Raw genomic sequence first — 18,040 nt, forward strand, 5'->3', positions numbered from 1 at the left:
TTCTCAAATTAACTGAACCTGTCAAAACCGCAAGATACTTGACGCATCTCTACTGCCATGCAACAGACACTTTATGTTTGATCTAGAAGAAGCGCAGCTTGAAAAGCATTCGGTGACTATCTCAGGCCACCGCACATCCATTTCGCTTGAACGAGGGTTTTGGAAGCATCTACGCGCGCTTGCGAAAGAACAAGATCTATCGGTTAATGAACTGGTACGCCAACTGGATGAAGCCAGAGCAGGCTCGCTTTCCGGCGCACTTAGGGTTTTTGTCCTTCAGTCTCTTGAGAAGCGGCTTTAGCAGCTTCCTGCCTCTTCTGTTCTTCTTCTCGCTTTTTCTCCTGCGCCTTTTGGAGAGCCCCCAAAAGACCAAATGCCCGGCTAAAAACAGCAGCCCCAGGTGTTTGCTGGTTTTCATCCCCAGCAGCTTCCCCCTCTTTGAACAGAGCACTTCTAAGGCGACGCTCAATCCCTGCTATCACGAACCGTTCAAACAAACGACTTTCCCACTGCGCGTTCGGGTTATTAAATGCTCCCTGATAATTTACCGGGATTGTGGGAGTATCTTTGGGCTGAGTTAATTCCAGTTGCCCTTTAAGAGACATAAATTCGCTTACAAAATTAAGCTGCCCATCAATGTTGAACTTACCCCAACTGCCAGAAGCATTTGCCTGTTCAAGCAGCATTACACCGCTATCCATGGTGAATTTGGCATTTAAAACATCAAGTGGGGTAGAACCTGTACGCAGCAACCCGCCAATATTATTCAAAAAGCCTCGGCTTGATTTAGCTGACTGCATCTGGGCAACAAGATTAGGCACACCAATAAACTCTAGCGCACCGCCTTCGCCTGAAAAATCTCCAGTCGCAGACAGAGTTGCAGCAACTGGTTTGCCTGCATTCAGCGCACCGCTAAATTCTAGCCCACCTTTGATGGTAGAACTTGCAAACACCTTATATCCTTGAGATTTCAAATACCTATCCAGCGCTATACCATCAGTATTCAGCGTACCATTAAAACGCTGCTCACCCTCAAGAACAGCTGTTAAATTACCACTCAAAGGTTTTCCGTTTAGTGTAGCACCCTGCCCGAACTGAAGTTGAGCCGTTGTATCACCGAGATTTATTGATGCTCCATTAGCTTCAAGGCGCTGCCCAAATATAGTAAGGTTTTTTAGGGATAACCCAATTGTTCCCGCATAACTCCCGAAATTAGAGAGATCTAATTTTGTCGGTGTTCCATTACTTTGCCTCTCAGTTAAAGAGTTCACAGACCAATTTTCAATTGTTCCTTGCCCCTGCAACACTTTAGCTGAGGAAAGGCTAAATTGCCCCTTTAAAAGGCCTTGTCCATTCCTTACTTCGTTCACGGAAATCGAAATATCACCAGCTTTGTCATTATAGGCCATATCAACCAGCAAGTTTTCTGCAGCGTTGGGAACCGAGGCTTCCATTCCAAGGCTTGAAAGCAATGTGCCTGCTCTGTCGTGATTGACCGTAATCTGGGCAGACGTATTCTCAGTACCGCGATTGCCTTCAAGGGTTAACCTAGCGCCAGCAGCAGAGCCTCCAATTTTAAACCCAACTTCCTCTGAGGCAGCTTTTTTCTCCAGATCAAGCGCTAGTTCAACAGGGACGTTATTCCAATCCAAATCATCAGATATTAACTGCGCGAAGTCGGCTATATTTCGGTGATTAATGCTTCCTTGAAGATTGTAATCTGTGACGGCACCACCGCTAATACCAAATTGTCCGGTCAATAATAATTTGTCCGCACCGTTTCCAATATCTAATCCCAGACGCATATTATCCATTGGCCCAGAAAGAGAAATTTTTCCACTCACCAATTGAAAGCCGAGTGCTCGTGCCTGAGACTTATAATCAGAACTTAAGAAGGAGCCTTGCAAAATAGGCCAAGCAATCGTTTCACCATTCAGGTTAATCTCTATCTGATTGCCAATGAGAGCAGCGCCACCATTAGCAATAAAAGTGGCACCAAGTTGTTCGGCCCCCGCGTGAGAAATCTCAACCTTATTCTCCGAAACCGCGGCCGTAATCTTTACCTTTTCAAGAACAGCCCCTTTATAGAGAAGCTCTTTGATTTCCAGATCAACAGCTGTTTCCAGATTAGGGAATTGAAATTCTTCATCAGGTTCATTATCCGAAGTTTCAATCAAATAGGAATCCAGATTTAATTCCTCAAGGCGTAGTAAAAACTGTGTTGGCACCGGGCTGGATACCTTTCCAGAGATTCCTCCGGTAAATTTAGTGGTGTCAATTTCACCCGTGATATCATCAAGTGTCCAACTACCGTTATTTAGTGATAGCTTTGTATTAAGCTTCGCTGCCGCTAATCTTCCTGCTGTTAATTCAGGAGGAGCCTCCAGATTAAGCCAAGCCATCAAACCTTTCAGATTACCTGAATTCAGAGCAATAGTACCGCCACCGTTTTTTGCGTTAAGCGCACCAGCAAACGTGAAACTTGTTGCCCCCGGCAGTAGAGCCTGCATCGATGTTATTGACGCTCCATCCTCTGAAAAAGAAAGAACAGCATCTACCCGCTGCCCAATACCGCTTCCAAGTTTCACGCCTTCAATAGTAAAGTCCAGTGCCCCACGGATAATACCGTCAGTTGATGCTTGAGGCCGAACCTCATTGTCATTCGCAGGCACCGAAACAAGAGATTTAATCCACGCGTCTGCATCAATCACACCAAGCGCAACATTACCCGTTACATGTTGCATGTCTGCCCTGTCAGCCACCGTTACATCCAAACGTCCTCTGGTATCACCAACCATTAATTCACGGCTTACAAGCTTTGTGATATCCCCTTGTTTTTCCAGCTGAACATCAAAAGCGAACGGTAAATTAGGTGCAGAAACATCTGAACTACCTGCCGCTAAGGCGAGAGCCGAAAGCACTGTTTGCAGTTCACTGCCCGACATAATGACCCTGCCAGTGATATCACCTGTGCCGCTAATCCGTCCGGCTACTTCAAGGGTCGAGCCACCAACAATAATATCTGTCTTCAAGGAAACCTCATCCCGCACAGAAACGGGGCGCATACGGCCGCTCGCTTCAATCACTTGTCCATTGCTGCTAAAACCACCCACCCAATCAAGCGGGCCTCTGGGCAGGCTACCTTCAATATCAAATTTGATATTCTCCAGCGTTCGTTTTTCACCGCTCTGATGTTCAAGAACAAGCGCACCACCCGAAATACCCATACGCTCAAACGCCATATTCACATTTGCGCTCTCAGGATTTTCTGCCACAGGCCAACCCTTCACTTTCCACGCGCCACCCTCGGTTTCCGCGAGAGTGACGGACACACCGTCAAGCAACAGGCTTTGGATAGCAACCTCACCTTTAAACAAGCTACTGAAGCCAAGGCGCATCTGAATACGTTCAGCTGTTGCAACCGATTCAGAGAAACCTTCAGTATTTGGTGCCAAGCTTATGGTTTCGAGAGAAACAGAGGGGCGCGGAAAAAGCGCAAAGGAAACATCACCAGCTAGATCAACCTGCATATCAAGCTGATCAGATGCAATAACAGACATTTCTTCCCGGTATTCATTCCAATCAAGGAAATTAAGAGCAACAGAAATCCCTACCAGCGCAATCAAAACCCCGCCTAAAAAGCCATACAGCATCTTCAAGGGCCAACTATGCTTCACAACCGATCTCCGCACTCAGAATGACAATGGAAGGTCACCAAAAATGACCTATGTTTCAATTAACTATAAGATTTAGGCAATCATTAGACGCTTTTTTCTTAACCTTTTCAATCCAGCTGTCTAAGCTGCATCAAATTTCGGATTGAGTACATATGCAACATACTGATTTTAAAATAGACTTTACTGTTGATAAACAGTGGGAAGACTTCAACGGACACATGAATGTGACCGGCTACCTTTTCTATTTCAGCAGGTCTGCAATGGCTTTTTTTGAAAGTATCGGTTTTGGCGCCGATGGCATCAAAAACGACCGCGCATCTTGGTTTGCTCTTCAACAACAACTTACCTATCTGAATGAAGTATTACCCGGCGAGAAAATCCAGCTCCATGTAAACCCTTTTAATCTTGATGAAAAACGGATGCATTTCTGGGTAGGTATGGAAAAAGCGGCAACTGGCGAGCTGATCGCCACTATGGAATCTATGTCTATTTACGTAAATATGGACACACGAAAGAGCCAAAAACTCCCCGAAGATAAATATAAAATGCTGCAAGAGCTTGTTTCAAATTCAAAGCGCGGTATACCTGACCATATAGGTAAGGCTTTAGGGTTCAGGAAAAAGTCATAGATGACTGATACAGAGGGAAGTATCTCCGGTAAAATAAACCGGTATATCAGGGCAACTATGTTCAGCACTGAAGGGCTGGAGTTTGGCGCAATCACACTGCTAGCTGTGCTCGTGGGTGTCATCTCCGGTTATGCTGCCATAGGCTTTTACCTCGCTATTGACTGGCTTCTTCACTTAGGTTTTGGAATTGGCGAAAAAGAACTGGCAACAGGCGCCAAATCACTCCCAGCATGGCAAATCATTGCGGTTCCCACTATTGGTGGCCTTATTGTCGGGCAGATCATTCGCTTCATTAATAAAAATCAGGCCCGTGGTGTACCGCACGTCATTGAAGCTGCAGCTCTTCATGATAGCCGTGTCGGATTAAAGAGCGGCTTCCTGAGCGCTGCCACCACCATTATTTCACTAGGCGCAGGCGCTTCAACCGGTCGTGAAGGTCCTGTAGTGCATCTGGGCGCCACACTTGCTTCATGGGTAACCCGCACACTGAAGCTTAATCCAGCTGTCGCACGTACTCTCTTAGGCTGCGGTGTTGCTGCAGCTGTGGCATCTTCATTCAATGCCCCAATTGCCGGAGTATTTTTCGCACTTGAAGTGATTATTGGTCACTATGCGCTTCATACATTCGCCCCCATCGTTATCGCAGCAATAGCTGGAACTCTTGTAAGCCGCTCACACCTTGGCGATTTTCCGGTCTTCCATACCGCTGAATATGCCATTACCAGTTTCTGGGAATTCCCGGCCTTCTTCATGCTGGGTATCGTTTCTGCCATCATGGCTATTATCTTTATGTCAGGCCTGAACTGGGGCGATAAGATTCGAGTTCATTTCCGGTTGATCCCTATATGGCTGCATCCTGCCATTGCCGGTATCCTTCTTGGCTGTATTGCTCTAGCCTATCCTGAAATCCTCAGCGTTGGCTATGAAGCAACAAGTGAAGCACTGAATGGAAACTACAGCTTTTCTCTGCTTGTTGCGCTTGTGTTTGCTAAAATGGCAGCCACGATTATCTCCATCGCAGGAAGGTTTGGTGGCGGCGTTTTCAGCCCTTCACTATTTCTTGGTGCTATGGTTGGTGGCTCCTTCGGCATTATTGTGGGCTCCATCTCGCCAGAATTTGCATCCACGCCCGGGCTTTATGCTGTAATCGGCATGGGTGCTGTTGCATCAAGCGTTCTGGGCGCTCCTATTTCAACCATGCTGATCGTGTTTGAAATCACAGGCGATTATAATGTCACCATTGCAGTGATGATCGCTTCTGCGGTTGCCAGCACCATCTCAAACATCTTCTACAAACGCAGCATCTTCCTGATGCAGCTTGAAAACCGAGGCATCTGCCTTGAAGGCGGCCGAGCTACATATCTTCTTAAATCCGCGCGTATCTCAGATCATATGAGCAGAGACTTCTTCACCATCCGTGAAACTGAAACAGTGATTAAAGCCCGTGAACTTCTTGTTGTGCAGGGTGGTGGCGTTTTAATCGTAACCGATGAAACAGGACAGATGCGTGGCCTCTTAAGCTTTAATCAATTACCGCCAGATGCCTTTGATAACGAAGAAACAAAACAAAAACCGGTAAGTGATTTTATGCGCTCCATGGCAAACAGCGTGAAAGCAAACGATGCCATGCAAGTTGCCCTGAACCGGATGGAGAGCAGCGGTGAAGATATTCTGCCTGTTGTTTCACCAACGGAAAATCTGGTTGTGGTAGGCCTTATTCGACACCGGGATGTGATCAGCGAATATAACCGGGCTCTGCTAGAAACTCAGGGTCAACACGGATAAGTCTGCCGTTTAAAACTGCAAAATCTTACTAATTTCAAAATCATAAAGTTCTTGCTTCGTTCTTATGAAACCCAGTGCTATAAGCAGCACCATGATGGATGATTTTGATTTAGACGATCTGGATATGGGGCCTGCACCTGCTGCCCCCACACCGCACGGACCACCACCTTATCTGGAAGGCCTCAACGAACCGCAGCATGAAGCTGTGATGACTGTTGATGGCCCCGTTCTTGTGCTGGCGGGCGCTGGAACCGGAAAAACCCGTGTACTAACCACACGTCTTGGCCACCTGATGGAAACAGGCAGAGCAGCGCCGTGGAATATCCTTGCGGTTACCTTTACCAACAAAGCGGCAAAGGAAATGCAGGAACGAGTTGCCCGTGTACTCGGCCGTCCTGTTGAAGGTATGTGGATCGGCACGTTCCACTCAATCTGTGTAAAAATTCTGCGCCGCCATGCCGAACTCGTTGGTCTTCAGTCTAACTTCACCATCCTCGATACAGATGATCAAATCCGGCTGTTGAAGCAGCTCACGCAGGCTGAAGGTATTGACGACAAACGCTGGCCCGCTCGCCAACTGGCTGGTCTTATTGACCGCTGGAAAAACCGCGCACTCACGCCAGAACGTGTACCTGAAGGTGAAGGCCAGGCTTACGCAAATGGCTTGGGCGCCAAATTTTACAAGCTCTATCAGGAGCGCCTTAAGGTTCTAAATGCTTGCGATTTTGGTGATCTTTTAATGCATGTAATCACCATTTTTCAAAGCCATGCCGATGTTCTGAAGCAGTACCATGAACAGTTCCGCTATATTCTTGTTGATGAGTATCAGGATACGAACGTCTGCCAATATCTGTGGCTTCGTCTCCTTGCCCAGTCTACACAAAACATCTGCTGTGTGGGTGATGATGACCAATCTATTTACGGTTGGCGTGGCGCTGAAGTTGGTAACATTCTTCGTTTCTCAGATGATTTTCCGGGTGCGAAAGTAATCAGGCTTGAGCAGAACTACCGCTCAACTGGCCATATTCTTGCCGCCGCTTCAGCAATGATCACCGCCAATGAAAACCGGCTTGGTAAAACGCTTTGGACCGATAAAGGCGAAGGCGAAAAGGTTACGGTTAAGGGCGTGTGGGATGGGCCTGAAGAAGCTCGTGCCATTGGTGATGAGATTGAAAATCTACAGCGTAAACAGCATGCCTTGAGCGAAATCGCGGTTCTCGTACGCACAGGATTCCAAATGCGGGAGTTCGAGGAACGCATGATTACGCTCGGCGTGCCTTACCGGGTTGTTGGCGGCCCACGCTTCTATGAACGGGCTGAAATCCGAGATGTAATGGCTTATCTGCGAGTAATCGCCCAAGCTGACGATGATCTGGCGTTCGAACGCATCGTGAATGTACCAAAACGTGGCCTTGGCACAACGACAGTTCAAAAGGTCCACCATCTCGCTCGTGCCCATGAAATTTCCATGACTAGAGCGGCACGGCAGATCACGGGGCTGAATGAACTACGTCCTGCAGCACGAAAATCCCTTACGCGTCTAATGGATGATTTTGACCGCTGGCGTGCCATGCTCCACACCCACAGCCACACTGAAGTAACCGAAATTCTTCTGGAAGAATCTGGCTATATGGAGATGTGGCAAAACGATAAATCGCCAGAAGCGCCCGGCAAGCTTGAAAACGTGAAAGAACTTGTCTCGGCGATGGGTGAATTTGAAAACCTTGGTGGCTTTCTTGAGCATATCTCACTGGTCATGGAAAATGACAGCAACGATAGCCGCGAAAAAGTATCATTGATGACCCTTCACGCCGCAAAAGGCCTTGAATTTGATACTGTATTTTTGCCCGGCTGGGAGGAAGGCTTATTCCCGAACCAGCGCGCCCTTGATGAAACTGGCGTTAAGGGACTAGAGGAAGAACGGAGGCTGGCATACGTGGGCATCACTCGCGCCAAGAAAAAAGCCTTCATCTATTTCGCAGGCAGCAGACAAGTGTTTGGCCAGTGGCAATCCAGCCTGCCTAGCCGCTTTGTAGATGAACTGCCAGCAGACCATGTAGAAATGGAATCAGAACAAGGGCTTTATTCCAATAAACCAAACCGTTCAGGTGGTTGGGGACAAAGTGATTATTCTGATGAAGGCTACTTCACATCCTCCGGCGATAAATATGGCCCCGGATGGCAGCGAGCCAGAGCCCATAAGCAAGAGCAAAATCAAGGCTATAGTGACCGCAGATACCAGGAAGTGCTGGCACCAAAGCCAAAACGTAAGAAAAAGATCGAATCAAAACCCGTAAGCGATTTCGCTATTGGAGAACGTGTGTTCCACCAAAAATTCGGATACGGTATTATTGAAGATATTGAAGGCAACAAGCTCGAGGTAAACTTCGACAAAGCGGGTTCAAAACGCGTTGTAGATAGTTTTGTTGACCCTGCCTAAAAGAACAGGACAAAGAAATGACAGATCAATCATGGTGCCTCTCCGGCGAGCTACCACTTGCTACCGCACAAAAGCTAGAGACACTGATCGAGCTAATTGCTGATGAAATAGGTGAATTTCCCCCTACTCTTTCCTACTTTGAGCAAGCTGGCAAAGACGACTGGCGTATTGAAATTTATTTCGCTACAGAGCCTGATTATAGCTTCATTACCAAAATGCTCGCTGCCGGAAATCTCTTGGATTGGGATCACGAGATCGCTCCCATTGAAGAGAAAGACTGGGTTTCAGAAAGCCAGAAACTTCTGCAACCTGTTGAAGCTGGCCGTTTCTTTGTGTTTGGCAGCCATGATGCCGATCAAGCCAAAGAAGGCTCAATCAACTTGCAAATCGATGCAGGGCAAGCTTTTGGTACAGGCAAACACGAAACCACGGCTGGTTGCCTAAGCGCTATTGACGGTATCGCACATACTGATTTCACACCTGAAACGGTTCTCGATTTGGGCACAGGCTCAGGTGTGCTTGCACTTGCAGCTCATAAAGTATGGTCAGATGCTCGTGTTATCGCCAGTGATATTGACCCAATCGCTATTGATGTGTGCCGTGATAACATCGTGATCAACAAAGGTGATGAACGCCCAGCGGACAGTAATCTGCCTGGGATTGGCCTAGTTGTAGCAGACGGGCTTGAAGATCCGGTTTTCAAACATGATGCGCCGTTTGATTTGATTACAGCGAATATTCTGGCTGGCCCGCTTGTGGATATGGCAGGCGATATCACAGATAGCTTGAAAGCTGGCGGAAAACTTATTCTTTCAGGCCTGCTTGCAACGCAGGAAAAAGAAGTCCTCGACGCCTATCTGGCGCGAGGACTAGTATCTCAGGGCAAAATTGAGAATGGGGAGTGGTTAGCGTTATCGCTTACGAAACCCTAACCAGAAAACGCCAGGCCCGGCAGCATAAAACCGGGCCATCAACTTATGCGTATGCGCCGCCTTGGAAGTTGGTCGGGAGGTCACCACCAAGGTTTGCAGGACGTACAATCTTAATGCTGATCGGACGTGCTTTTGGAAGAGCGCGCATTTGCTTCTTCTCAACCATCAGGGAGAGGAAATCGCCTTCAGCAGTAATATCTGATGCAAGGCCGCGTACACGATCTTGAATACTAACAGACGCAGACAAAGGCTTAGCAGGGGCGCTAATAGTGTGGGGGATCTGACCTTCAGAAGCCATAAGGGCCATAAAGCTGTAAGGTGCAAGTTCTGTCGTTCTTTGTGTCTGTGCCATTTTATTATCTCGTATATCGTGTGTTATGCGCGCCTCCGTTTGAGGCGTGACACTTAGATAGGCGCACGCAACATGATTAAGAAGATATTAAGATTGCAAATTAACCATGCGCAAAACGCATAGCTTCACAGGTTATGACAGAAGCGTGAGTTCTAGCTGATTAAGAACATAATAGAGTGCTACCATGGGGTTTGTCCCCATCACCCACATCAACCCGATTAGTGCGGCAGACCAGAACGCGATAGCCCATAACACATAAGGCTTCGCCATACGGCGTTCAAACCATAATCTTGGTTTAATACCTTTCGCTAAGAACACCACAAGGCCTGAAAGATTTACGCAAACGATATTTACAGAGAGCAGAAGCATGGCGCCATATGCCAACCTTAGCTCTCCTGCTCCTAACATAAATCCGAACGTAGCCGCAGGCGGCAGTAAAGCTACCGCTACCATTACGCCAACAAGTGTCATGGAAAGGCCTGAAGTAAGAGACAGCACACCAGCCACGCCAGATGCAGCAGCCAGCGCTACACCACTTAAATCTACGTCTGTTCGTGCCATCAGTTCAGCACTATCAGGAATATAGCCCCAAATTACACCTACAAACATAGACATAAGAACCGCGACAGAAACGCCTGTTATACCTGTTAAGAATGCTTTGCGCATAAGGCTGCGATCACCCAGCGAGGTACCAAAAGCAAATGCCAGATTTGGCCCCAGGAAAGGGGCAATAACCATCGCACCGATCACTACTGCAATGTTATCCTGAATAAGCCCAACCAGAGCGACAATAGTGGAGAAGGCCGCAAGCATCAGATATGTCAAATCCATATGTACGCTGGAAACCAGTTTTGGGTATAGCTCTTCGCGAGTATCAGATTGGCCCTGAATTCCCCCGGGTGCAGGAAGTGTCGCATCAACAGGTAATATATTAATACGTGCCTGGGTAGAGGTTTTCACTAAACTATGAAGTTTATCAATGGTTTGCTGCCTGTTCTCTGCACTTGTTAGCAGAAAAAACATAGCATGATCATCTTCCACATCGGTACCGCGCGTGAAGGACAAAACACCTTCACTGGCCGCCATCTTGCGGATGTTATTTTCTGCTGAAATAGGTGCGGTGATTTGTAAAAGCTTTAAGGCCATAACTGCTCCTTCCCCCACGCCTGAGGGTAAGAGAGCAGTTCACAGCTTTCAATAGAAATCTTGGCTAATTTACTATCCGAAAATTAACGCAAGCCATTCTTCTTCTGTCATGGTTTTTACGCCCAGATCAGTTGCTTTCTTCAGTTTGGATCCTGCGCCCGGGCCCGCTATTAATATATCTGTTTTCTTGGATACTGAGCCAGACACCTTTGCTCCCAACGCTTCTGCCTTTGCTTTGGCTTCAGCCCTTGTCATTTCCACAAGTGTACCAGTGAAAACCACAGTCTTACCGGAAACAGGGCTATCATCGGCTTGTGCTTCAACGGGGTTGATGTTGAGTTCTTCAATCAAATTATGGAACGCTGTGCGGTTTTGATCTTCAAAATAAAAATCAGCCAAGTTCAGAATAACATCCGAACCTATGCCATCAATGGCAGCAAGTTCCTGATCATGCGCATAAAGTGCACGAGCACTATCCTGAGGAAAACGGTAATCCGCCTTGTTCCCAAGGTTGGCAACAGTCTGTAGATGTTGAACCTTGATATTTTCAGCCTTGAGCTTACCGTTTTCAATCCGTTCCAAACGACCAGCAACAACAGTAATAAAGGCATTGCTTGCGGCAAATAATTCATCAGGCTTCAAGGAAATCTCAAATTCTTTCAAATGCCCAAAAGCCAACAAGCAGTAATGCAGAGATGAAATTTCCTGAGGGCTGTGATCAACAGCAAACTGCCCTAAAACTTCTTTTGTCCGATTTAAATAGGCAATTAAGCCAGCCGCGTCAATGAAATGACGTGCGAGCAGCTTCCCTGTTCCTTGCCCAATAGAAGGAATACCAAGGCCAAATAACATCCGATGGAAATCAATCTCCCGGCGCTCTTCAATAGCCGCAATTAAATTCTCTACAGACTTTTCACCCCAACCTTCTTTCTTTGAAAGCTCACCTTGCTTTTCTGAAAGATGGAAAATATCAGCGGGCTCCCTCACCCAGCCCCATTCGTCAAAGGCTTCAATCTGTTTGTTACCCAAGCCTTCGATATCAAAAGCATTGCGGGAAACAAAATGCTTAAGGCGTTCCATACGCTGTGCGGAACATATAAGCCCACCAGAACAGCGCACAACAACATCATCCCCTTCTGCGGCCGCATGGGAACCACACACAGGGCATTCAGAAGGAAATACAAACGGCGCAGCATCTGAAGGCCGTTTATCGCCAACTACTTCAACCACTTGCGGGATTACATCCCCAGCCCGCTGAATGACGACTGTATCCCCGATACGCACGCCAAGACGCTCTATCTCATCCCGGTTATGAAGTGTCGCGTTAGAGACAACCACACCGCCGACCGTAACTGGTTCTAATTTAGCAACCGGGGTAAGCGCGCCCGTGCGGCCTACCTGAATATCAATGTCTTTAAGAAGCGTTGTTGCTTTCTCTGCCGGGAACTTGTGTGCAATAGCCCAGCGCGGTGCACGTGCTACCATGCCGAGACGGTCTTGGTAATCAAGGCGGTCAACCTTATAAACCACCCCGTCGATATCATAATCAAGAGATGCCCGTTGTTCTTCGATCAGGCGGTACTGGCTAATAACGCCTTCAGCTCCGTCAAATGCCTGCATCATCGGGTTCACGTCAAAGCCCCAAGCCTTGAAGAATTCAACCATACCCATCTGCGTATCAGCAGGAAGTTCAGACACTTCCCCCCACGCATAGGCAAAGAATTTAAGTGGACGGCTCGCAGTGATACTTACATCCAACTGGCGGAGCGATCCCGCGGCTGCATTCCTAGGGTTGGCAAAAACCTTATCACCCTTAGCTTCATTGTCAGCGTTCAGTTTGGCAAAGTCTTCTTTCCCCATATAGACTTCACCGCGTACTTCAAGCACATCGGGCCAACCCTCACCGACTAGTTTGTGAGGGATGTTTTCAATGGTTTTAGCATTGGCGGTTACATTTTCACCAACAGCGCCATCACCACGGGTTGCCGCTTGAACAAGCACACCTTTTTCGTAGCGTACGGCTAGCGAGAGACCATCAATCTTGGGTTCAGCCGTCATACGAATTGTTTCTACAACACCAAGGAAACGGCGCACCTTGCCTTCAAATTCAACAACATCATCATCATTAAACGCATTATCAAGCGAGAGCATTGGCCTCGCATGCGTTACTTTACCAAACTTATCCTGCTTTATGGCAACACCCACCCGGCCAGAAGGGCTATCCTTACGAATAAGCTCGGGAAAGCGTTCTTCGATAGCGCTATTGCGCTGTCTTAGTGCATCATATTCAGCATCAGAGACTGCTGGTTCGTCATCCGCATAATATTTCTGATCATGGAATTTAATCTCGGTTGCCAGACGTGCCAGCTCCAGCCGAGCTTCCGTTTTAGTAAGCTCTTCAACAGAAACAGTGAATAATAATGACATTCTTTATCCGTCAGTATTTAAAAGTTGGTCCGCAGCGGCTCGTGCTGCATCAGTGATTTCCGCGCCCGCCAGCATACGCGCAATTTCCTCGCGGCGCTCGCTATTTGTGAGTTCAGCGACAGAAGTACGAGTTTCGCCCTTTTGATCGGCTTTAGAAATCTGGAATTGAACATCCCCGCATGCGGCAACCTGCGGACTGTGGGTTACCACAAGGATTTGTGCATTCTTTGAAAGGCGTTTCAGACGCTCGCCGACCGCACTGGCAGTCGCACCACCAATACCTTTATCCACCTCGTCAAACACCATCACAGGTGCAGCACCACCTTCAGCAAGAACTACCTTCAGCGCTAGAATAAAGCGTGCAAGCTCACCACCTGAGGCCACTTTCACCATTGGCCCAAACGGCGTACTCGGGTTGGTTTTCACCTCAAAGGTAATACGTTCACCGCCAAGCTGTGTCCATTCTGAGCGATCCAGTGGTTCAATAAGCGTGCGGAAAATAGCTTTTTCCAGCTTGAGCGGCGGTAATTCAGCAGTAACCTGTTTATCAAGTTTCTTTGCGGCCTGTTCACGCTTTTTACTAAGCTTTGCAACAGCGGCTTCCATCGCAGCTTCAGCTTCTTTGAGCTCTCGCCTTGCTTCGGCAACCAGCTCTTCACCCTTCGAAAGTGCTTGTGCCTGCCCTTCGAATTTCTGAGATATGGAAGCCAGATCATCAGGCTGACAGTTATGTTTACGTGCAAGGCGGCGGATTTCAAAAAGCCGTTCTTCGATCGCTTCAAGGTCCTGCGGATCAAAATTAATATCCCGCATCAGGCCCTCAAGGGTTTCGATGCCGTCAGCCAGTTCAATAGAAGCCCGATCAAGCGCCTGAATAACCGGCATTACAAGTTCAGCTGCCCCGCCTTCTGTGCGTTCCATACGGCGCAACACACCTCGAAGTACTGAATCAACACCGTTTCGGCCTGAAAGTTCAGAATGATAGGAGTCTAAATCTTCAGAGAGTTTCTCGCCCTGCATCATCAAAGTGCGTTGTTGGCTAAGTTCGCCTTCTTCACCCACTTCGGGGTTAAGCGCCGCAAGCTCTTCCTGAGCATGAAGGATATACTCTTCATCCTGCTGAACAGCTTCAAGGTCCGCTTCCATTTGTGCTAGTTTTTTCTTTGCAACCTGAAGCGCTTTGTGTGCTTTCTTAACTACACCCAGCTCTTTATCATAACCACCAAAAGCATCGAGAAGTGCACGGTGTGCACCCGGCTCCAGAAGGCTTCTGTCATCATGTTGTCCGTGCACCTCAAGAAGCTGCTCGCCTATCTGAGAGAGAAGTGCTTGCCCGACTGGTTGATCATTGAGCCACGCACGGCTTCGACCATCCGTAGTGATTTGCCTGCGCACGACGATAATACCATCACCATGATCCACACCCTGATCATCGAGCAACATGCAGATTTCATGATCTTGAGAAAGTGTGAATTCAGCAGAAACACTGCCTTGTTTTTGGCCTTGTCGTACAAGTGCCCGTACAGCACGTGCACCTGTTGCCAAACCAAGGCTATCCAACAAAATGGATTTCCCTGCGCCTGTCTCCCCGGTGAGTACAGTAAGACCTTGGTCAAACCCAAGGTCCAACTTATCAATCAGGACAATATCTCGAATGCTGAGGCTGGTCAGCATCCCTTCCCCCTTAACCTAAGCCCAACTTAAAATGGCCACAGCTTACCAAGCCAAGACCCTTCTTTTACTTCAGGCTCTAAGTCGCTGTCTGTCAAGAGGGCATAGCTATAACGGTACCATTTTGAACCCGGATAGTTGTTTCCAAGTACAGCGCCTGCCATTTGTGCTTCATCAACAATTCCAAGTGCAAGATACACTTCCACAAGGCGGTGTAGTGCTTCAGGCGCATGGCTTGTTGTCTGATACTGCTCAATCACATTGCGAAAACGCATAGCGGCAGAAAGATATTCCTGTCGTCCTAAATAGAAGCGACCAACTTCCATATCTTTACCCGCAAGGTGATCATGGGTAAGCGATAGCTTCAGCTGTGCATCACGGGCGTAATCCGTATCGGGATAGCGACGCATCACTTCGGTAAGCGCAGCAACCGCTTCATGGGTTTTCGCCTGGTCACGCCCCACATCAGAAATCTGCTCATAGTGACTTAGCGCGATTAGATAATAGGCGTATGGGGCTGAGCTGTTACCAGGGTGCAACTGCAGAAAACGTTGTGCGGACAAAATGGAATCATCATAATCATTATTCATATAATGAGCATATGCAGACATAAGCTGTGCACGGCGGGCCCATACGGAATAAGGGTGCTGGCGCTCTACTTCATCAAACGCAAACGCTGATAACTGATATCTACCACGCTTAAGATTATCCTGTGCAAGGTTGTACAAAACCTCTACATCGCGAGCGACATATTTATCTTCGCTATCACCGGAACTACAAGCAGCCAAAAACACTGTACCAGCTAACATGCTTGTTTTAATTAACTTTTTACCAATCATACAACCTGTCACCCCGACGAAACTCAAAATATCTTGCAATATTCCTATAAGAGGATATCCTACAACCATTGCAACCATTAGTATTATTTTTGCCAATCCACTGAAGGGTGTCCCGGCAGTATTTGGTTCAGGCAGACTTCTAGCACAGCTTTATGCCTTAGCCAACGGAGAAAACCTTCTGCAACCAAGGAAGGATAGTCAATGGTGCTTTACTCAGAGAGTAACCATCAAGAAAATGGCGATTTTTCGGCACGCAAAGCCGATTTGATAGATAAACATGTGGGACAACGCCTGCGAGACAGACGAAGAGCACTTGATTTATCGCAACAAGACATCGGCCAAATTTTAGGTATTTCCTATCAACAGGTACAGAAATACGAATGCGGATTAAACCGCATAAGTGCGGGTAGAATGTATATTCTAGCGCATATTATGCAGGTGAATGTATCGCATTTTTATGAAGGTCTACCTCCGGCCGATGAGCTAATCGGCGGGCGCCTTCATGATCTGGATATAACTACCTCAGGTATAGAGAATATTCCTACAGGCAATGTCCAAAACGCTTTAAACGATTTAGTTCGCGCAATTCGCGATTCTAAACTCATGTAACAAAAAACGGCGGGTTGCGGCCCGCCGTTAAAATCTCTGAAATCTGGTATTATTAAAGTTCACCGCGTACTAGTGCGTCATAATCAAACATAAGCTGTTTGGTAATCTCACCAACTTCAAAGTTATACTGACCAATTTCAGCAAGCGGGGAAACTTCAGCCGCAGTACCTGTAAGGAATGCTTGTTCAAACCCTTCCATCTCTTCAGGCATAATCGCACGTTCTGTAACCTTAATACCTCGGCGCTTTGCCAAGTCCATCACTGTTCTGCGTGTTATACCATCCAGGAAGCAATCTGGCGTCGGGGTATGAATTTCACCATCTTTAACAAAAAAGATATTTGCGCCGGTCGCTTCTGCAACCTGCCCCCGATAATCAAACATCAGACTATCGTCATAGCCCTTAGCTTCAGCTGCATGCTTGGAAAGCGTGCAAATCATATAAAGCCCAGCTGCTTTTGCATGTACAGGCGCAGTATCAGGTGCCGGACGACGCCAATCAGAAATATTAAGTCGTAAACCTTTAAGTCGCGCTTCCGGGGAGAAGTATGAAGGCCATTCCCATACTGCTATTGCCGCATTAATACGGTTATGTTGCGCGGAAACCCCCATCATCTCGCTACCACGCCAAATAACTGGGCGGCAATAAGCATCTACCAGATTATTTTTCTCAAGAAGCTCGTTACAGGCATCGTTAATTTCCTGCTGGGAGAACGGGACAGTCATATCCAGAGTATCAGCTGAAGCGAAAAGACGCTCCGTGTGTTCCTCTAATTTGAAGATTTTTCCATTATATGCTCGCTGCCCTTCAAATACTGAGCTACCATAATGCATAGCATGTGTAAGGACATGGACATCACAGGCTTTCCAATCTTTATACTCACCATTCATCCAGATTGTGCCATCACGGTCTGCAAAAGACGAGGATGTCATTTCATTTCTCCAAAAACTTAAAAACTATAATAATATAACTGTTTTCACTTGAAATTCGTAACATTGTGTCTGTATTATGTCAACAACACTGACGTATCAGTAGATAAAAATATGCAAAGAAAATTACCACAATCCAATTTATACCTGCGGGAAGAAGAACTTCGCCGCGGCATTGAGCTTCTCTACTTCGCATACCGCGACTTCACCCGGGACCCAGATGAAATTCTGGCAGATTCCGGTTTTGGTCGTGCCCATCACCGAGTGCTTTATTTCGTGAAGCGGAACCCAGGCACCACAGTGTCAGGCTTATTGAGTTTGCTACGAATTACCAAACAAAGCCTATCCCGGGTATTGGGGCAACTGGTTGATGACGGTTATATTGAGCAAAAGCCCGGTACCGAAGATCGCCGACAACGTCTCTTGTATCTAACCGATAAAGGCGAAAAATTTGAAGCTGATCTTTTTGCCACTCAACGTCAAAGGGTTGCACAAGCTTATAAAATGGCGGGCCCCGAAGCTGTATCTGGTTTTTGGGAAGTTCTTCTCAACATCGTTGATGACAGTGAACGTGAAATTGTTATGCGCCAGCTGGAAAAATAGCT

14 protein-coding genes are annotated in these 18,040 nt (G+C 47.3%); 7 read left to right on the plus strand and 7 right to left on the minus strand.

Going from position 1 to position 18,040, the window contains the following annotated elements; genetic code table 11:
* Positions 1–73 precede the first annotated feature (73 nt).
* Positions 74–301: a ribbon-helix-helix domain-containing protein gene (locus KFE96_RS13795; protein ID WP_255833137.1), complete on the plus strand. Its 228-nt coding sequence runs from the start codon at positions 74–76 to the stop codon at positions 299–301.
* Here KFE96_RS13795 and KFE96_RS13800 read toward each other — a convergent pair.
* Positions 261–3,677 (minus strand): AsmA family protein, encoded by a 3,417-nt coding sequence (locus tag KFE96_RS13800; protein ID WP_255833138.1) that lies wholly within the window; start codon positions 3,675–3,677, stop codon positions 261–263. The two genes, KFE96_RS13795 and KFE96_RS13800, sit on opposite strands and share 41 nt — an antisense overlap.
* A 152-nt stretch (positions 3,678–3,829) precedes the next feature.
* On the opposite strand from KFE96_RS13800, the gene KFE96_RS13805 reads away from it, so the two are divergent.
* The 4 genes from KFE96_RS13805 to KFE96_RS13820 all read left to right on the plus strand — a co-directional run bounded on the left by KFE96_RS13805 (position 3,830) and on the right by KFE96_RS13820 (position 9,463).
* Positions 3,830–4,306, plus strand: a complete 477-nt coding sequence (locus KFE96_RS13805) for a thioesterase family protein (RefSeq protein ID WP_255833139.1) — start codon at positions 3,830–3,832, stop codon at positions 4,304–4,306.
* Positions 4,307–6,091, plus strand: a complete 1,785-nt coding sequence (locus tag KFE96_RS13810; RefSeq protein ID WP_255833140.1) for a chloride channel protein — start codon at positions 4,307–4,309, stop codon at positions 6,089–6,091.
* Between the two features lie 91 nt (positions 6,092–6,182).
* Positions 6,183–8,531: an ATP-dependent helicase gene (locus KFE96_RS13815; RefSeq protein ID WP_255833141.1), complete on the plus strand. Its 2,349-nt coding sequence runs from the start codon at positions 6,183–6,185 to the stop codon at positions 8,529–8,531.
* Between the two features lie 17 nt (positions 8,532–8,548).
* Positions 8,549–9,463, plus strand: a complete 915-nt coding sequence (locus tag KFE96_RS13820; RefSeq protein WP_255833142.1) for a 50S ribosomal protein L11 methyltransferase — start codon at positions 8,549–8,551, stop codon at positions 9,461–9,463.
* Positions 9,464–9,506: 43 nt separating this feature from the next.
* Here the strand turns inward: KFE96_RS13820 and KFE96_RS13825 are convergent, their stop codons facing one another.
* The 5 genes from KFE96_RS13825 to KFE96_RS13845 all read right to left on the minus strand — a co-directional run bounded on the left by KFE96_RS13825 (position 9,507) and on the right by KFE96_RS13845 (position 15,898).
* Positions 9,507–9,815, minus strand: a complete 309-nt coding sequence (locus KFE96_RS13825; protein WP_255833143.1) for a hypothetical protein — start codon at positions 9,813–9,815, stop codon at positions 9,507–9,509.
* Positions 9,816–9,947: 132 nt separating this feature from the next.
* Positions 9,948–10,961, minus strand: a complete 1,014-nt coding sequence (locus tag KFE96_RS13830) for a TIGR00341 family protein (RefSeq protein WP_255833144.1) — start codon at positions 10,959–10,961, stop codon at positions 9,948–9,950.
* Between the two features lie 72 nt (positions 10,962–11,033).
* Positions 11,034–13,388: an NAD-dependent DNA ligase LigA gene (gene ligA, locus KFE96_RS13835; RefSeq protein WP_255833145.1), complete on the minus strand. Its 2,355-nt coding sequence runs from the start codon at positions 13,386–13,388 to the stop codon at positions 11,034–11,036.
* Between the two features lie 3 nt (positions 13,389–13,391).
* On the minus strand, positions 13,392–15,062 hold the full coding sequence (gene recN, locus KFE96_RS13840) for a DNA repair protein RecN (RefSeq protein WP_255833146.1): 1,671 nt from the start codon (positions 15,060–15,062) through the stop codon (positions 13,392–13,394).
* Positions 15,063–15,088: 26 nt separating this feature from the next.
* Complete coding sequence (locus KFE96_RS13845) at positions 15,089–15,898, minus strand: outer membrane protein assembly factor BamD (RefSeq protein WP_255833147.1); 810 nt, start codon at positions 15,896–15,898, stop codon at positions 15,089–15,091.
* A gap of 201 nt (positions 15,899–16,099) precedes the next feature.
* On the opposite strand from KFE96_RS13845, the gene KFE96_RS13850 reads away from it, so the two are divergent.
* On the plus strand, positions 16,100–16,507 hold the full coding sequence (locus tag KFE96_RS13850; RefSeq protein WP_247016099.1) for a helix-turn-helix transcriptional regulator: 408 nt from the start codon (positions 16,100–16,102) through the stop codon (positions 16,505–16,507).
* Between the two features lie 52 nt (positions 16,508–16,559).
* Here KFE96_RS13850 and KFE96_RS13855 read toward each other — a convergent pair whose 3' ends face one another.
* Entirely contained in the window at positions 16,560–17,438 is an 879-nt protein-coding gene (locus tag KFE96_RS13855) for a branched-chain amino acid aminotransferase (protein ID WP_255833148.1), read from the minus strand.
* A gap of 111 nt (positions 17,439–17,549) precedes the next feature.
* On the opposite strand from KFE96_RS13855, the gene KFE96_RS13860 reads away from it, so the two are divergent.
* Entirely contained in the window at positions 17,550–18,038 is a 489-nt protein-coding gene (locus KFE96_RS13860; protein ID WP_247016103.1) for a MarR family winged helix-turn-helix transcriptional regulator, read from the plus strand.
* The last annotated feature ends 2 nt before the right edge of the window (positions 18,039–18,040 follow it).

Origin of the sequence: Kordiimonas sp. SCSIO 12603 (assembly GCF_024398035.1) — a bacterium.
Lineage (GTDB): Bacteria > Pseudomonadota > Alphaproteobacteria > Sphingomonadales > Kordiimonadaceae > Kordiimonas.